Annotated in this window: 1 protein-coding gene; it reads right to left on the bottom strand. The window is 76.5% G+C overall.

Annotated elements, in window-relative coordinates:
* The coding region (locus tag I6A60_RS23550) for a non-ribosomal peptide synthetase (RefSeq protein ID WP_307873825.1) at positions 1-17,421 on the bottom strand (17,421 nt) is incomplete at its 3' end.
* Between the last annotated feature and the right edge of the window lie 103 nt (positions 17,422-17,524).

Raw genomic sequence — 17,524 nt, 5'->3', positions numbered from 1 at the left:
GACGGGCCGCAGCACGCGCTGGATCGATCTCATCTCGCCTCGCTTCCTGCTCAGCAGCTCGACCTGGCCCGGGGGTGGGGGGCGCCCCCGCCCCCCCCCCCCCCCCCCCGCGGCCGGCTCGGCTGCCGGTGGCGCCGACTCCCGAGGGCCGGGCGTCTCCCGTCGGGTTGGGAGATCCAGGCCGACGTCCGGAGTCTTCAGGGTGCTCAGCGGTGCCGACGGGTCCGCCGCGACCGCGACGAGCACGTGGCGGACCAGCTGGGCGAGGCCCTCGGCCGTGGACCGGTCGAACAGGTCGTCGCTGTAGGCGACGCCGAGCGTCATCCCGCCGTCGGTCCCGGGATGTTCGACGAAGTCGAAGGACAGGTCGAACTTGGCGCTCGCCCTGCGCACCGGCTCCGGCCGGGCGCTGACGGCCTCCAGCGCCAGCTCGTCGACGGTGTCCGAGGCGGCCAGGTAGACGATCATGACCTGGAACAGCGGGTGGCGGCCCAGCAGGCGGGGCGGGTTCACCGCGTCCACCACCCGGTCGAAGGGCAGGTCCTGGTGGTCGAACGCGGCCAGGTCGCCGGTGCGGACCCGTCCCACCAGCTCGCCGAACGACGGGTCCCCCGACAGGTCGGTCCGCAGGACCAGGGTGTTCAGGAAGAAGCCGACGAGGTCGTCGAGGGCTTCGTCGACCCGGCCCGCGACCGGGCTGCCGATCGGGAGGTCCTCGCCCGCGCCGAGCCGGTGCAGCAGGGTCGCGACCGCCGCCCGCAGCACCATGAACAGGCTGGCGTTGCCGGTCCGCGCCACGGCGCGCAGCGCGGCGACGACGTCGGCGTCGAGCCCCGCCTCGACGACCCCGCCGGAGTGGCTCGGCTCGGCCGGTCGCGGCCGGTCGGTGGGCAGCGCCAGCTCCGCCGGCAGGCCGGCCAGCGCCTCGGCCCAGAACGCCCGGGACCGGGCGGCGGGGCTCGTCGCCACGGCCTCGTCGCCGAGCAGCTCCTGCTGCCACAGCGTGTAGTCGACGTACTGGACCGGCAGCGGCGCCCAGTCCGGCACGAGGCCGGCGACCCGGGCCTGGTAGGCGACGGAGAGGTCGCGGGCCAGCGGCCGGTCGGAGCCCTCGTCTGCGGCGATGTGGTGGATCAGGAACTGGACGAGGTGCAGCTTCGGCGAGCACCGCACGACGGTCACCCGGATCGGCGCCTCGCGTTCCAGGTCGAACGCGTAGGCCGCCGCGCCGGCGAGGACGTCCGCCAGCGCCGGGTCGCCAGGGGCCGGTTCGCGCCCCGCCGGCCAGTCGACGACGTCGAACGGGATCTCCGTGTCCGTCGGGTCGAGGATCCACTGGACCGGCTCGCCGCCCGGGGCGGGGAAGACGGTCCGCAGCGCCTCGTGCCTGGCCACCACGTCGTGCACGGCGGCGCGCAGCGCGGTCAGGTCCAGCGGGCCGGTCAGCCGCCAGGTGATCGGGATGTTGTACGTCGGGCTGGGGCCCTCCACCTGCCCGACCACCCAGAGGCGGCGCTGGGCGAAGGACAGCGGCGGGTTCACCGGCCGGGGCCGGCGGCCGACGGCCGGACGCGCCCCGGCGGCCTGGTCCAGCCGCCGGGCGAGCCGGGCGACCGTCGGGTCCTCGAAGACCGCGCGGGGCGTGATCTCCAGCCCGAAGGTCGACCGGACCGCCGCGCACAGCCGCATGACGAGCAGCGAGTGGCCACCGAGGGCGAAGAAGTCGTCGTCGGCGCCGACCCGCTCGACGCCGAGCACGGCGGCGAACCGCTCCGCGAGCAGCTCCTCGCGGGTGTCGCGCAGGCGCCGGCCGGCGGCCGGGACCGGCGCGGACGGCTCGGGCAGCGCCCGGCGGTCCAGCTTGCCGTTGACCGTGCGGGGCAGCCGGTCCACCGTGACGAACGCCTGCGGAACCATGTGCGCGGGGAGCACCCGGGCCACCTGCGCCCGGGCGGCCTCGACCGGGTCCGGCCCGGCCCCGCCCAGCCGGGCGGTGGGCACGAGGTAGGCCACGAGCTGGAGCGCGGGTGGGGAGTCCGGGCGGAACGAGACGGCCGCCGACGCGACGCCGGGCACGGTCTCCAGGACGCGTTCGATCTCCCCGAGCTCGACCCGGAACCCGCGCACCTTGACCTGGTCGTCCGCGCGCCCGAGGAAGGCGAGCGAGCCGTCGGGCCGGCGGCGGGCCAGGTCGCCGGTGCGGTACATCCGCTCGCCGGGTCCGCCGAACGGGTTGGCGACGAACCGGGCCGCCGTCAGGCCGGCGCGCCGCTGGTAGCCCCGGGCGAGGCCCGGACCGGACAGGTAGAGCTCACCGGCCACCCCGTCCGGGACTGGCGCGAGCGCGCCGTCGAGCAGGTAGGCCCGGGTGTTGGCCAGCAGCGCTGCCCAGCCCGCGCTGTGCCAGCCGTAGGCGTCGACGGAGTACTCGGTCGGCCCGTACAGGTCGTGGACGACCATCCCGGGCAGCGCGCGCAGCCGTTCCCACAGCGGCGCCGGGGTCGCCTCGCCGCCGACCAGGAGCACGCCCGGCCGATGGCCCTCGGGCCGCAGGAACCCGTGGTTCAGCAGTTCCTGCAGGTAGGTCGGGGTCAGGTCGAGCACGTCGACCCGGGTCCGCTCGACGTAGTCGACGAGGGCGGCCGCGTCCCGCGCGACGGACTCGTCGACGACGTGCGTCTCGTGCCCGGCCAGCAGCCACAGCAGCGGCTCCCACGAGCCGTCGAAGCTGAACGAGGCGGCGTGCAGGACGCGCCGGGCACCCCCGTCGGGGCCGGCGGCGTGCTCGGCCGGCTCGATGAGGTCGACCAGGTGCGAGGCGAACAGGTTCACCAGGCCCCGGTGGGTGCCGACGACCGCCTTGGGAACGCCGGTCGAGCCCGACGTGTAGATCACGCTGGCCGCCGCGTCCGGGTCGAGCCCGGCCCGGCCGGCCGGCGCCGGTCCGGGCCGGCCCGGGTCGCCGGGCGCCGGGTCTTCCAGGGCGTGCACGGGTGTCGGTACGGCCGGCAGCCGGTCGGCGAGGGCCCGGGTGGTGAGGACTGCCGCCGGCGCCGCGTCGCCGAGCAGGAACGCCAGCCGGTCGGCCGGCTGCTCGACGTCGATCGGCAGGTAGCTCGCGCCGGCCGCCAGCACACCGAAGATCGCCGGGACCATGTGGGCCCGCGGCAGCGCGAGCGCGACGACGGCCTCCGGGCCGGCGGCGAGCCGGCGCACCAGCCCGGCGATCCGCTCGACCTCGTCCGCGAGCCGCGCGAACGTCGTCCGGCCCTGGCCGGTGACCAGCGCGACCCGGTCCGGGTACGCGGCTACCGCGCGGGCGAGCAGATCCGGCACCGTCGCCCCGCCGAGAGCGGGCAGCGCCCGGGTCGGGCCGGCCGCGGCACGCAGGGCCGCCGCGCGTTCGGATTCGTCGACGATCTCCAGCCGGCCGACCGGGACGTCCGGGTCACGGACGATCTCGGCCAGCAGCCGCAGCAGCCGGTCGGCCAGCCGGGTGCCGCCGACCGGCTCGATGACGTCGGTGGCGAACTCGACCAGCACGGTGATCTCGTTGCGCGCGGCCCGGTCGACGAACGTCACGTCCAGGTCGAACTTGGCGGTCCCGACCTCGGGGTTCAGGAAGGTCACCGGACCGCCGAGCAGGTCGCGGTCGTCGTCGGCCAGGTGGTGGTAGCCGGCCATCACCTGGAACAGCGGGTTGACCCCGGGGTCACGGCGCGGGTTCACCGCGGCGACGACGTCCTCGAACGGCAGGTCCTGGTGGTCGAACGCGGCCAGGTCGGTCTGGCGGGTCCGGCCGAGCAGGTCCCGGAACGTCGGGTCGCCGGCCAGGTCGGACCGGATCACCAGGGTGTTCACGAAGAAGCCGACGAGGCGTTCGAGCGCGGCGTCGGCCCGCCCGGCGATCGGAACGCCGATCGGGATGTCGTCGCCGGACCCCAGCCGGTGCAGCAGGGTGGCCAGCGCCGCGTGGGCGAGCATCGACATGCTCGTGCCGGTCTCGGCGCACAGCGCCCGCAGCCCGGTCGCGACCGGGCCGGGCAGCACCCGGACGACCCGGCCGGACGCCCCGTCGCGGACCGCCGGGCGCGGCCGGTCCAGCGGCAGCGGGATCTGCGCCGGCAGGCCGCGCAGCGCCTCCAGCCAGAACGCGCGCTGGCGGGCGGCGAGGCTGTCGGCGGCGGCAACGTCGTCGGCGTCCTGGTCGGCGAGCAGCGCCTGCTGCCAGAGGGCGTAGTCGGCGTACTGGACCGGGAGCGGCGCCCAGTCCGGTGCGTGGCCGGCGAGACGGGCCGCGTAGGCGGTGTCCAGGTCGAGCAGGAACGGCCGGTCCGACCACTCGTCGGTCACGATGTGGTGCAGGACGACCAGGAGGGCGTCGTCGTCCGGGCCGCGTAGCACCTGCAGCCGCAGCGGCACCTCGGCGGCCAGGTCGAAGGGCTCCGCCGCCGCCCGGGTGATCTGCGCGGTCACCTCGCCGGGGGCGCAGTCGAGGACGTCGAGGCGGGGCCGCGCGGCGGCCGGATCGAGGATCCGCTGGTAGGGCTCTCCGTCGGCGACGGCGATGAGCGTCCGCAGCGACTCGTGCCGCCCGACCAGGTCGGTGACGGCGGCCCGCAGCGCGGCGACGTCGAGCCGGCCGCTGAGCCGGAACGCGAGCGGGTAGTTGTACGCGTCGGTGCCGCCGGCCAGCCGGTCGACCAGCCAGAGCCGGCGCTGCGCCGGCGAGAGCGGGATCCGCTCCGGCCGCTCCCTCGCGACCAGCGGCGGGCGCTGGGGCGCGGTCTGGGTACGGCTGGCCAGCTTCGCCGCCAGCGCCTCGACCGTGGGGGCGTCGAACAGGTCGCGGATGGCGAGGTCGACCTCCAACGCGGCCCTGGCCCGGCTGACCACTCGGGTGGCGAGCAGCGAATGGCCGCCGAGGGCGAAGAAGTCGTCGTCCGCGCCGACGGCGGGCAGGCCGAGGACGTCGGCGAACACCTCGGCCAGCTGACGTTCCAGCGCGGTGGCCGGCGGGCGGCCGGAGCTCGCCGCCACCGGCTCGGCCGGCGGGAGCGCCGCGACGTCGAGCTTGCCGTTGGCGTTGCGCGGGATCTCCGGCAGCGGCACGAAGGCCGACGGGACGAGGTAGTCCGGCAGGACGGCGCCCAGGTCGGAGCGCAGCCGGCCGACGAGCGCGGCTGCGGCGCGGGCCGCCGTCGGGTCGTTCGTGCGGGCCGTACCGGCGGCGGGCCGAGCGGCCGGGTCGCTGGCCGGCCGGGTCACCGGGAGGGCGGCCGGGCCCGAGCCGCGCACGAGCAGGGCGTCGAGCCGCCCCGGCTCATCGGCGCGCGAGGTGAGGGCCGCCTGGTAGCCGAGGGCGTCGGCCAGCGCGTACACGTCGTCGGGCTCGACGGCGACCAGCCCGGCGGGCGCGTGGTCGGCCGCGGCCAGCTCGTCGGCGATCCGGGCGTCGGGAATCCCGGCGAGCCGGACCGTGGCCGGCCGCCGAGTGCCGACGAGCCGTCCGACCGCGGCGAGATCGGTGGCGTCGGCGCCCCAGGTCAGGCTGAGCAGGTCATCGTCTGCCGTCGAGTCCCCTGCCGCCGGGGCGTTCGCCGCCGGGTCGGGCCGGCGCAGTACGACGTCGTAGCGGTGCCGGGTGAGCTCGTTGCGCAGCCGGCCCCGCTTGACCCGCACGGACACTTCCAGGTCGGCGTCGCCGGCCAGTTCGGCGAAGAACGCCGGCGCGACGACCAGCTCCTTCTCCAGCAGGACCCGCCGGTCGACGGCGGCGCTCAGTCGGGCATCGTCGGGCCGGCTTTCGTCGGGCCGGGCCTCGTCGGGGCCGGCCGCGCGGGCCAGCTCGACCGCGCGGTGGAAGGTGCGCAGTCGGCCGAGGTCCCGGACGTCGCCGACGAACAGCGACCCGCCCGGGGCGAGCAGGTCGAGCGCGCCCCGCAGGACCGAGGCCAGGTAGCCGGCGCTCGGAAAGTACTGGATCACCGAGTTGAGGATGATCGTGTCGAAGAACGAGGTGGGCAGGCCGTCGGTCACGTGGGCCGGCTGGTGGCGCAGCTCGACACGGCCGAACCGGTCCGGGTCGCCGGCCAGCTCGGCGCGCAGCTTCGCGAGGACGGGAGCGGCGAAGTCCGTGCCCCAGTAGGCCTCGCAGTCGGGCGCGAGCGGGCCGAGCAGCAGGCCGGTGCCGACGCCGATCTCCAGCACCCGCCGGGGCGTGAGCGCGCGGACGCGGTCGAGGGTCGCCGCCCGCCACTCCCGCATGTGCTCGACGGGGATCGGCTGGCCGTCGTAGCTGGAGTCCCAGCCGGCGAAGTCCTCGACGAGCACGGCCGTCGGGATCTGCTCGTACTCGTCGCTGTAGATCTGGCGCCACTCGCCGACCTGGTCGTCCTCGGTCGCGGCCCGGTCGGAGGCGGATCGTTCGGCCGGGACGACGTAGGCGACGAGCCGGCTGGAACCTGGGGTCGCCGGGTCGGGCGCCGCGATCACCGCGGACTGGCTGACCGCCTCGTGGGCGTCGAGCGCGGCGGTGACCTCGCCCAGCTCGATCCGGTGGCCCCGGATCTTGACCTGGTCGTCGGTGCGGCCGAGGAAGTCCAGGTTGCCGTCGGCGGCCCGGCGGACCACCAGGTCGCCGGTGCGGTACATCCGCTCGCCGGGCCGGATCGGGTCGGCCACGAACCGGGTCGCGGTCAGGCCGAACCGGTCGAGGTAGCCGCGGGCGAGGCCGTCGCCGGCGATGTACAGCTCACCGGCGGCGCCGTCGGGGACCGGGCGCAGCCAGCGGTCGAGCACGTAGACCCGGGTGTTGCGGATCGGCCGCCCCACGGTCGGGGTCCGGCTGTCGGACGTCGCGGCGCCGAGGGTGTTGATCGTGTACTCGGTCGGGCCGTACAGGTTGTAGCCGGACGTCCCGTCGGTGTCGCGCAGCCGGTTCCAGACAGAGTCGGGAACGGCCTCGCCGCCGAGCATGACCAGGGCCGGCCGGTGCTGGTGGCCGTCGGCCAGAACCGCGTCCGGGGCCGGGTCACCGGTGGGCTCGGTCCGGTCGAGCAGGCCGGCCTCGAACAGGTGGGCCGCGTAGGTCGGGGTGACGTTGACGACGTCGATGCGGTGCCGGTCGCAGTAGGCGACCAGCCCCTCGGCGTCGCGGCGCAGGTCCTCGTCGCAGATGTGCACCTCGTGGCCCTCGACGAGCCAGAGCAGCTCCTCCCACGACATGTCGAAGGCGAACGACACGGTGTGCGCGATCCGCAGCCTGCGCCGGGCCGCGGCCACGGTCGGCTCGAAGATCTCGTCCCGGTGGTTGAGCCACATGTTCGTCAGCCCGCGGTAGGGCGTGACGACGCCCTTGGGCCGGCCGGTCGAGCCCGACGTGTAGATCACGTAGGCCGGGTGGTCGAGCCGGTCCGCGCGGTCGCGGGCGAAGGCGCCGAGCTCTGCGTCCGACAGGGCACCGGCCGGGGCCGCGGCGAGCTCGGCGGCGACCGCGTCGTCGTCGAGCACCAGCCACGGCTGGTCGGCGAGGTCGTCCGGCCCCCCGGCGAGGTAGCGGCCAGGCGCCCGGCTGGTCACCAGCAGCGCCGCCCGCGCGTCGGCGACCATCTCCAGCAGCCGCGCCGGCGGATGGTCCAGCTCCAGCGGCAGGTACGCGGCGCCGGTCCGCAGCACGGCGAACAGGGCGACGACCATGTCGACCGTGCGGCCGAGCCCGAGCGCGACCACGGTCTCCGGGCCGGCGCCGCGGGCGATCAGCAGCCGGGCCAGCTGGTTCACCCGGGCGTCGAGCTCGCCGTAGGTCAGCCGCTCGGCGCCGAGGACCAGCCCGACCACGTCGCGCAGCTCGCCGCCGGCCCGGTCGGCCAGCAGGTCGGCGACGGTCGCCGTGCCGATCGGGCGCGCCGGGGCCGCGGCGTCGCGCTCCAGCCGGGCCCGCTCGGCCGGCAGCAGCGCGTCCAGCGAGCCCACCCGGGCGTCGAGGCCGCCGCTGAGGGTGTCGACCATCGCGAGCAGCCGGGCGAACAGCCCCTCGGCCAGCTCGGGGGTGACGACGTCCGCCCGGTACTCCAGCCGCACGGTGATCCGCGCCCCGGGGAACAGGACGAACGTCAGCGGGTAGTGGGTGTGGTCGAGGCTGTCCCCGCCGACGATGCCGTGGCGGGCGGTGGTCTGCTCGTTGGCGACCTCGTCGATGAAGTTCTGCAGGACGTAGAGCGTGTCGAACAGCGCCGGGTGGCCGCTGGCCCGCTGGATCTCGCCGAGGCCGAGGTACTCGTGGTCGAGCAGGTCGAGGCGCTGGCCGGCGACACGGTCCAGCAGCTCGCCGACCGTCTCGCGGGGATCGAGCCGGACCCGGACCGGGACGGTGTTCAGGAACAGGCCGACGACCTCGTCGATGCCGTCGAGCTCCGTCGGCCGCCCGGCGACGGTCGTCCCGAACACGACGTCATCCGTCCCGGTCGCCCCGGCCAGGACCAGCGCGAGCGCCGTGTTGAAGATCGTGTTCAGGGTGACGCCCTGGGCGCGGGAGGCGGCGCGGGCCGCGCTGGCCGTCGCCTCGGGCAGTTCGGCGGTGATCCGGACCGGCGCGACCGGCGACAGGCCACGCGCCGCCGGCACCACCAGGGTCGGGCCTTCGAGGTCGGCGAGCGCCGAGCGCCAGGCCTGCCCGGCGGCGGCGGTGTCGCGCTCCCGCAGCCAGACCAGGTAGTCCCGGTAGGACCCGCCCGGCCCGGCCGGGCGCTCGCCGCCGGCCGCCGGGTCGCCCTCGGCGGCGTACCGGTCGAGCAGGCCCTCGACGACGAGGGCGCCGGACCAGCCGTCCCACAGCAGCACCTGACGGTTGACGACCAGCCGGTCGTGTCCCGGTGCCAGGTGGATCAGGGTCAGCCGGAACAGCGGCGGGCGGGTGACGTCGAACGGGCGGGTCCGGTCGGCGGCGGCGATCCGGTCGGCCTCGGCGAGACGATCGGCCTCGGCCAGGCCCGACAGGTCGATCTCCTCGACCGGCGCCGGCAGCTCGCGGGCGATCACCTGCACGGGCTGGGGCAGGCCGTCACCGAGGAAGCCGGCGCGCAGCGTCGGGGTGGCGGCCATGAAGGCGAGGCAGGCGCGGCGCAGCCGGTCGGCGTCGAGCCGGTGGTCGAAGTCGAACCAGAACTGCGCGGTGTAGGCGTCGCTGGTCTGGTCGAGCGCGGAGTGGAAGTACAGGCCCTCCTGCAGCGGCGAGAGCGGCCAGACGTCCTCGACCGGGGCCGGGAACGCGCGGGCGATCCGGTCGGTCTCGGCCGGGCTGAGCGCGACCAGCTCGGCCGGCCCGGCCGCGGCGGCTGGGGCGAGCGCGGCGAGCTCCAGCAGGGCGCCGACGAAACCGGCGGCGAGCTGGGCCGCCCGCGGCTCGTCCAGGACGGTCGTCAGGTAGGTGAAGGTGGCGCGCAGCACCGGCCCGTCGGCGGTCTCGACACTGACGGCGTCGACGGTCAGCGGGTAGCCGACGCCCAGGCCGGGGTCGGCGGTCGCGGCGAGCGCGTCGAACTCCTCGGCCGGCCCCCAGTCGGCCCGGCGGTCGGCGCCGAAGCGGCCCAGGTAGTTGAACAGCACCTGGGGCTGCCCGGCTCGCGCCAGGGCGGGGCCGGCGAGCGGGTTCGCGTAGCGCAACGGGCCGAAGCCGAGGCCCGCGTCGGGGACGGCCCGCAGCCGGGCCGTCACGTCGGCCAGGGCCGCGCGTGCGTCGCTCCGGGCCGCCGGGAGCCGGACCGGCGCGATGCTGGTGAACCAGCCGACCGTCCGGGCCAGGTCCAGCCCCGGGGTCGTCTCGTCCCGGCCGTGCCGTTCGAGGTCGACCAGCAGCTCGCCGGGCTCGCCGTCGGCCAGCGCCAGCCGCAGGCCGGTCAGCAGCACGTCGGTGACCTCGGCGCTCGTCGCCGTCGGAACGGCGGTGAGCAGCGCGGCGGTGGCCGCCGCCGGCAGCTCGACGACCAGCCGTCCGGTGTCGGCCAGCGCGCCGAGGGCGGCCGGTCCCAGCTGGGAGCCGTCCGGCGCGGTGACCGGATCGGGCGGCTCGGGGAACGGGCGGGCGCCCGGGGCGAGCGTCGCCAGCCAGTGGGTCAGCTCGGCCAGGCGGGCGGGCGCGTTGGCGTGCTTGGCAGTGGCCTGACCGAAGGCGCGCAGCGACGTGCCGACCGGCTCCAGCTCCGGGGCCCGACCGGCCTGGGCGGCCGTGTACGCGGTCTCCAGGTCGGCCAGCAGGATCCGCCAGGACACGCCGTCCACGACGAGGTGGTGGATCACGATGGCCAGTCGGCCGGGCTCGGTCGGGCCGGCGTCGAGCCAGACCGCGCGGACCATCGACCCGGCGTCCGGGTCGAGGCCGCCGGCGGCGCCGTCGGAGGCGCTCGCGATCACCGCGCGCAGCGCGGCCGGATCGAGACCGGCGGCGTCGATCCGGGTGAGCAGCTCGGGGCTGGCCGTCGCCGGGTCGTCGGCCGCGGGATCGATCTGGAGCAGCCACACGCCGGGCGCCGGGCGCAGCAGCCGGGCCCGCAGCGCGTCGTGGTGCGCGACCAGCGCCCGCAGCGCGGCGCGCAGGGCCGCCTCGTCGACGCCGGCCGGCGTCCGGACGAGGAACGCCTGGTTGAACCGCCGGATCTCGCCGCCCCACTCCGCGAGCCGGGCCACGATCGGCGGCGGCGTGAGCAGGCCGGTCGCCGCCGAGGCGACGTCGACACCGGCCGGCGCGACGGCCAGGGCCGGCCGGGCCTCCAGGGCGGCCGGACTCGTGGAGGCGGGCGGCGCGGCAGTCTCGGGGGTGGTCTCGCGGCTGGCGACTAGCGCGGCGAGCGCGGCCGGCGTCCGTTGGACGAAGACCTCGCGCGGGGTGAGCCGGACGCCCTCGCGGCGGGCCTTGTTGACCAGCTGGATGGCGATGATGCTGTCGCCGCCGAGCGCGACGAAGTCGTCGTCGGCGCCGACCCGGTCCAGCCCGAGGACGGCGGCGAACACCGCGCCCAGCGTGCGCTCCAGGTCGGTGCCGCCGAGGCGGCCCGAGGTCGCGGCGGCGGCCAGGTCCGGGGCCGGCAGCGCGGCCCGGTCGAGCTTCCCGTTGTCGGTCAGCGGCAGCGTGTCCAGGACGACGACCGCGGCCGGGACCATGAAGTCGGGCAGGGCCGCCGCGGCCCGGGCCCGCAGCGCCGGGCCGTCGACATGCTGGCCCGCCCGCCGTACGACGTAGGCGATCAGCCGACGCCGGCCCGCGTCGTCCTCGCGGGCCAGGACGACGGCCCGCTCCACCGCCGGGTCGGCCGCGAGGACGGCCTCGATCTCCCCTGGCTCGATTCGGAAGCCACGGATCTTCACCTGGTCGTCGGCCCGGCCGAGGTACTCCAGTTGCCCGTCCGGGCCCAGCCGGGCCAGGTCACCGGTGCGGTACATCCGGTCGCCCGGGGCGCCGTACGGGTCGGCGACGAACCGGGCGGCGGTCAGGCCGGGCCGGCCGAGGTAGCCGCGGGCGAGCTGCCCGCCGCTGACGTAGACCTCCCCCGGCACGCCCGGCGGGACCGGGGTGAGGTGCCGGTCGAGAATCCGGGCCCGCAGCCCGGGCAGCGGCTCGCCGATCACGCCGCGCCGCCCGGCGGCCGCGCTGGCCCGGTCCAGCCGCAGGTAGGTGACATGCACGGTGGTCTCGGTGATCCCGTACATGTTGACCAGGGCCGGGGCGTCGTCGGGATGCCGCTCGTACCACGGGGAGAGCCGGCTGACGTCGAGCGCCTCGCCGCCGAAGATCACCAGCCGGAGCGCGAGGGCCGGGCGGTCGGGGTCGCTCCGTTCGGCGTCCCGGTCGGCCTCCTGCAGCGCGCCGAAGGCGGACGGGGTCTGGTTGAGGACGGTGACGGACTCCCGGCGCAGCAGGTCGAGGAACTGTTCGGGCGCGCGGGTGATCTCGTGGTCGACGACGACGAGCCGGCCGCCGTGCAGCAGCGGCCCCCACAGCTCCCAGACCGAGAAATCGAACGACACCGAGTGGAACAGGGTCCAGACGTCGGCGGCGCCGAAGTGGAAGTGCTCCTGGCTGTCGGCGAACAGCCGCACCACGTTGCGGTGCGCGACCAGCGCGCCCTTCGGCCGGCCCGTCGAGCCGGATGTGTAGATCACGTAGGCGAGGTTGTCGGACCGGGCGCGGCCGGCCGGGTCGAGCGGGGCCGGCGGCTGCTCGGCGAGCGCCGCCTCGAACAGCGGGTCGTCGAGCGCGATCAGCGGCACGCTCGTGCGGGCCGGCAGCGCGGTTCGGGTCGCGACCGTGGTCAGCGCGCAGACCGGCGCCGCGTCGCGCAGCATGAACGCGATCCGGTCGGCCGGGTAGGCCGGGTCGACTGGCAGGTAGGCGCCGCCGGCCTTCTGGACGGCGAGCAGGCTCACGACCAGGTCGGACGAGCGGGGCAGCGCGACGGCGACGATCGACTCCGGCCCGACGCCCCGCTGGCGCAGCAGCCGGGCCAGCCGATTGGCCCGGGCGTCCAGCTCGGCGTAGGTCAGGTCCGTGTCCCGCCAGCGCAGGGCGACGGCGTCCGGGGTGCGGGCGGCCTGGGCCTCGAACAGGTCGGGAAGGGTGGCGTCCGCGCCGCCGGTCGGCGCCGGGGTGAGCGCGGGCAGGGCACGTTCGGCCGCCGGCAGCGCCGCGACGGCGCCGATCGGCCGGTCGGGGTCGGCCGCGATCCGTGCCAGCAGCGCGAGCAGGCGGTCGGCGAGGCCGACCACGGTCGCGTCGTCGAGAACGCCCCGCTGGTAGCCGAAGGTCAGCCGCAGCCGGTCCCCGGGGATCACCCGGACGGTCAGCGCGTAGTGGGTGGCGTCGTGGCCGTCGACGGCTTCGAGGCGTGGGCCGCCCGGCGGGAGCAGCTTCGCCGTGTCGAACGGGTACGACTCCAGGACGAGCAGGCTGTCGAACAGCTCGCCGCGGCCGGCGGCGGACTGGATCTCGGCCAGGCCGAGGTGCTGGTGGGCGAACATCCGGCCCTGGGCGACCCGTGGATCCGCCAGCAGGTCGGCGAACGTCCGCTCGGCGGTCACCGCGGCCCGGACCGGGACGGTCGTGACAAACAGACCGATCATGGCGTCGGCTCCGGGCAGCTCCGGGGGCCGCCCGGCGGTCGCGACGCCGAAGACGACGTCGTCGCGGCCGACCGCCCGGGCCAGCAGCACCGCGTACGCGGCCCGCAGGATCGTGCTGAGTGTCAGGCCCCGCTCGCGGCCGAGCGCCGCCAGCCGAGCGGTCAGCTCCGGGTTGGCCTCCCGCTCTACGACCGCCGCCGGGCCGCCGGTGGACTGCCCGCCGGCCGGGGCCAGCAGGGTCGGCCCCTCCAGGCCGGACAGCTCGTCCCGCCAGGCCGCCCTGGCCGCTACCCGGTCCTGGGCCAGCAGCCAGCGCAGGTAGTCGGCGTACGGGCGGACCGCCGGCAGACCCGCCGCCGTGGCCGCCGGATCGCCGGGTACAGCGGCCAGCGCGAAGAGCTCTTGCAGCAGCAGCGGCAACGACCAGCCGTCCAGGATGACGTGGTGGGCGCAGACCGCCAGCCGGGCGCTGGCGGGCCCGGTGCGGATCCACAGGAAACGCAGCAGCGGCGGCGCCGCGAGGTCGAACGGCGCGGCCCGGTCGGCCGTGACCAGCCGGTCCGCCTCCGCCGCCCGCTCGCCAGTAGGCCAGGAGGACAGGTCTGCGACCGTCCACTCGGGCTCGGCCTGGGCCAGGATGGCCTGGGCCGGCGCGGCGCCGTCGGACAGGACGGCGGCGCGCAGCACGGCGTGCCGGTCGACCAGGACCCGCGAGGCCGCGCGCAGGCGGTCGACGTCGAGCTCGCCTCGCAGGTCGAGGACGAACTGGATCACGTACACGTCGGCGGTGTCGTCGCCGTCGACGAGGCGGTGGAACAGCAGCCCCGACTGCGACGGCGACAACGGCCACACCTCGCTCAGGCCGGGCAGCCTGGACCGCCAGCGGTCCAGATCGGCCGGGTCGACTGGCGCCAGGTCCGGGAGCTGCGGGCCGTCGGCCCGCGCGGTCGCCGCCGCGGCCAGGCCGGCGACGGTCGGGGTGTCGAACAGGTCGGCCAGCCCGACGGTCACCCCGGCGGCGGCCGCCCGGGCCACGACCGCGAAGGCCAGGATGCTGTCGCCGCCGTGGTGGAAGAACGAGTCGTCGACCCCGATGCCCGGCTGGCCGAGGACTGCGGCGAAGACGTCGCGCAGCACCGCCTCCGCGTGGGTCGCCGGCGCCCGGCCGGGCTGGGCCGCCGCGCCGAAGTCGGGCGCGGGCAACGTGTGGCGGTCGAGCTTGCCGGCGGGGGTCGTCGGCAGGGCGGGCAGCGTCACGAACGCCGCCGGCACCATGTAGCCGGGCAGGACCGCAGCGGCGTGCGCGCGCAGCTGATCCGCGAGCGGCCCGGCGGGGGCGTCGGCGAGGTCGCCGGCCGGGACCACGTAGGCCACGATCGTGCGGCCAGCCGGCTCTCCGTCACGGACGACGACGGCGCAGCGCGCGACGGCCGGGTGGCCCTGGAGCACGGCCTCGATCTCGCCCAGCTCGATCCGGAAGCCACGGACCTTGACCTGGTCGTCCGAGCGGCCGGACACCACCAGCTCACCGGCCGTGGTCCAGCGGGCCAGGTCACCGGTGCGGTACATCCGCTCGCCGGCCCCGAACGGGCTCGCGACGAAGCGGGAGGCGGTCAGCCCCGGCCGGGCCAGATAGCCGTGCGCGACGGCGGTACCAGCCAGGTAGAGCTCGCCGACGACGCCGGGCGGCACCGGCATGAGCGCGCCGTCGAGCACGTATGCCTGGGCGTTGCGCAGCGGCCGCCCGATGGTCGGTCCGGCGGCGACATTGGGCGCAAGAGCGGCGCCGGCGACATTGGGCGCAAAAGCGGCGGCGACATTGGGCGCGAGTGCGGCGCCGGCCCCGTCGACCTCGCGCACCAGGCCCGTCGTCACCCAGACGGTCGCCTCGGTCGGGCCGTAGACGTTGGTCAGGCTCTCCGCGCGGGCGGCGAGCTCCCGGGCGACGTCGGCCGTCAACGGCTCGCCGCCGGCCAGGACCCGCACCCCCGGATAGGTCCCGGTGCCGGCGGCCAGGATGGAACGCCAGCGGGACGGGGTCGTCTGGGCGACCGTGACCGCGCCCGTGCCCAGCAGTCGGGCCAGCTCGGCGGGGTCGCGGACCGCGTCGCCGTCGACCAGCCGGATCGAGGCGCCGACCGTCAGCGGCGCGAGTAGCTCCACCGTGCTGATGTCGAAGCCCAGCGTCGTCATGGCCAGCACCCGGTCGTCCGGCCCGATGCCGACTGCCGCCGCGAACGAGGCCAGGAACTCGGTCAGCGACCGGTGGCCGACCAGGACACCCTTCGGCTGGCCGGTCGAGCCCGAGGTGTAGATCAGGTACACGGGGCTGTCCGGGGCGATCTTCGGTGGCCACGGTCCGCCAGCCTGCGCCGGACCGGGATCGACTTCGGGCTGGTCGACGAGCACGAGCGTGGTGCCCGGTGAGGCCGGCAGCCGGGGGGCGAGCGCCGCAGTGGTCACCAGGACGGTCGGCGCGGCGTCCTCGATCATGAAGGCGATCCGGGCGTCCGGGTAGTCCGGGTCGATCGGGAGGTACGCGGCGCCGGCCAGGCCGGTGCCGGCCAGCGCCACGACCAGGTCGGCCGTGCGGGGCAGGGCGATCCCGACGATCGAGCCCGGCCCGGCGCCCACGCCCGCCAGCCGGCGCCCGAAGGCGTCGGCCGCGTCCGACAGCTCGCCGTAGGTCAGGGTCCGCTCGGCCGTCACCAGCGAGGTGCGGCCCGGGTCACGCTCGGCCCAGGCGGCGAACCGCGCGGCCCACGGCTCGGTCGGCAGCGGCTCCGCGGCGCCAGCGGGACTGGCAGGGTCGTTTGGGCTGGTCGGGTCGTTCCAGGTGGTCACGACCTGGTGGCGCTCGGCCGGGGCGAGCAGGTCGATCCGGCCGATCGGCGCGTCCGGCTCGGTCAGCGCCGCGACCAGCAGCCGCTCCAGCCGTGGGCCGACGGAGCGGGCGAAACCCGCCGAGACCGTGCCGGGCTGGTAGGTCGTCTCCAGCTCCAGCAGGCCGGCGGCGTCCTCGCCGCCCAGCTCGGCGACGACCATCAGCGGGGTCTGGGCCGTGCCGTTGTGCAGGGGCCGGCGCTCGCCGCGCAGGTCCCGGCCGGCACCGCGCAGGCCGGCGGCCGCCGGCGCACGGACGGCGAACATCGTGTTGAACAGGCTGGAGACGCCGTCGGCGCGGTCTGGGTTGAGCGCGCGGACGACGTCGGCCAGGTCGGCGTCGGCGTGCGCGAAGGCGCCCAGGCAGACCGCGCGGGTCCGCTCGACCAGCTCGGTGAAGCTGTCGCCGGGCGCCACCGCCAGCCGCAGGCAGACGGTGTTGCCGAAGTAGCCGATGATCCCCTCGGTCGCCGCCGCGTCCCGGTTGACGACGGGCGAGCCGATCGTGACGTCGGTCGCGCCGGTGACCCGGTGGACCAGCGCCGCGTAGGCGGCGAGCAGCACCATGAACGGCGTCGCGCCCTGGCTGGCGGCGAACGCCCGGAGCGTCCCGACCAGGTCGGCCGGCGCGTGGTGGACGACCTGCTGGCCCGCGTCACGGCCGTCGGGCCCCTCGGGCCGGCGGTCGTCGGGGATCGGCCGGGGAAGCCGCACCGCCTCGGCCAGCGGGAGCAGCTGGTCGCGCCAGTAGGCGAGGCCCCGCGCCGCGGCGGACGGGTCGGTCACCGCTGCCGCGTCGAGGAACGAGACCGTGCCACCGGGCTCGGCCCGGCCGTCGTACGCGGCCAGCAGGTCGGCGAAGAAGACGTCCCAGGAGGCGTCGTCCCAGGCGATGTGGTGGGCGGCCAGCGCGAGCGTGTGCCGGTCCGGGCCGTGACGCAGCACGGTGACCCGCAGCGGGGACTCGGCGGTCAGGTCGAACGGGCGCCGGGCCGCGCGCAGCGCGATCTCCCTCGCGTGGTCGTCCCGCGTGCCGGCGGGCTCGGTCGAGAGGTCGACGCTGAGCCAGGCCGGCTCGACGTCGTCCCGGATGACCTGCTCCAGCCCCCCGTCCGGGGTGGCGCGGTAGGTCGTGCGGAGGATCTCGTGGTGGCGGGCGACGGCCAGCAGCGCGCGGCGCAGCGCCGGCACGTCGAGCGGGCCGGTCAGCTCGAACGCGGCCGAGATCGTGTAGGCCGCGCTGTCGGGGTCGAGCCGGGTCAGGAACCACGTCCGGCGCTGCGCCGGGCTGACGGGGTACCCACGGCCGGGCTCCCGGCGCGGCCGGGGGCCGGCCGCGGTCGCCGGCTCGCGCGTCAGGCGCTCCGCCGCCAGCCAGCGGCGGAGCAGCTCACGCTTGCGCTGCGCGGAGTCGGGACTCGCCACGATGTTCGTCCTTCCGGTGGTGCTGCCCGGGATGAGGGCGTCGACGGGTGAGGCGGGCGCGGGAGGCGCGGAACGGGACCGGCCTGCGCGCGGTGGCGGTGGC

The organism is Frankia sp. AgB1.9 (assembly GCF_016786355.1).
GTDB lineage: Bacteria > Actinomycetota > Actinomycetes > Frankiales > Frankiaceae > Pseudofrankia.
Note: the sequence above shows the minus strand (reverse complement) of the source record. Positions and strands in the feature narration are given on the sequence as shown.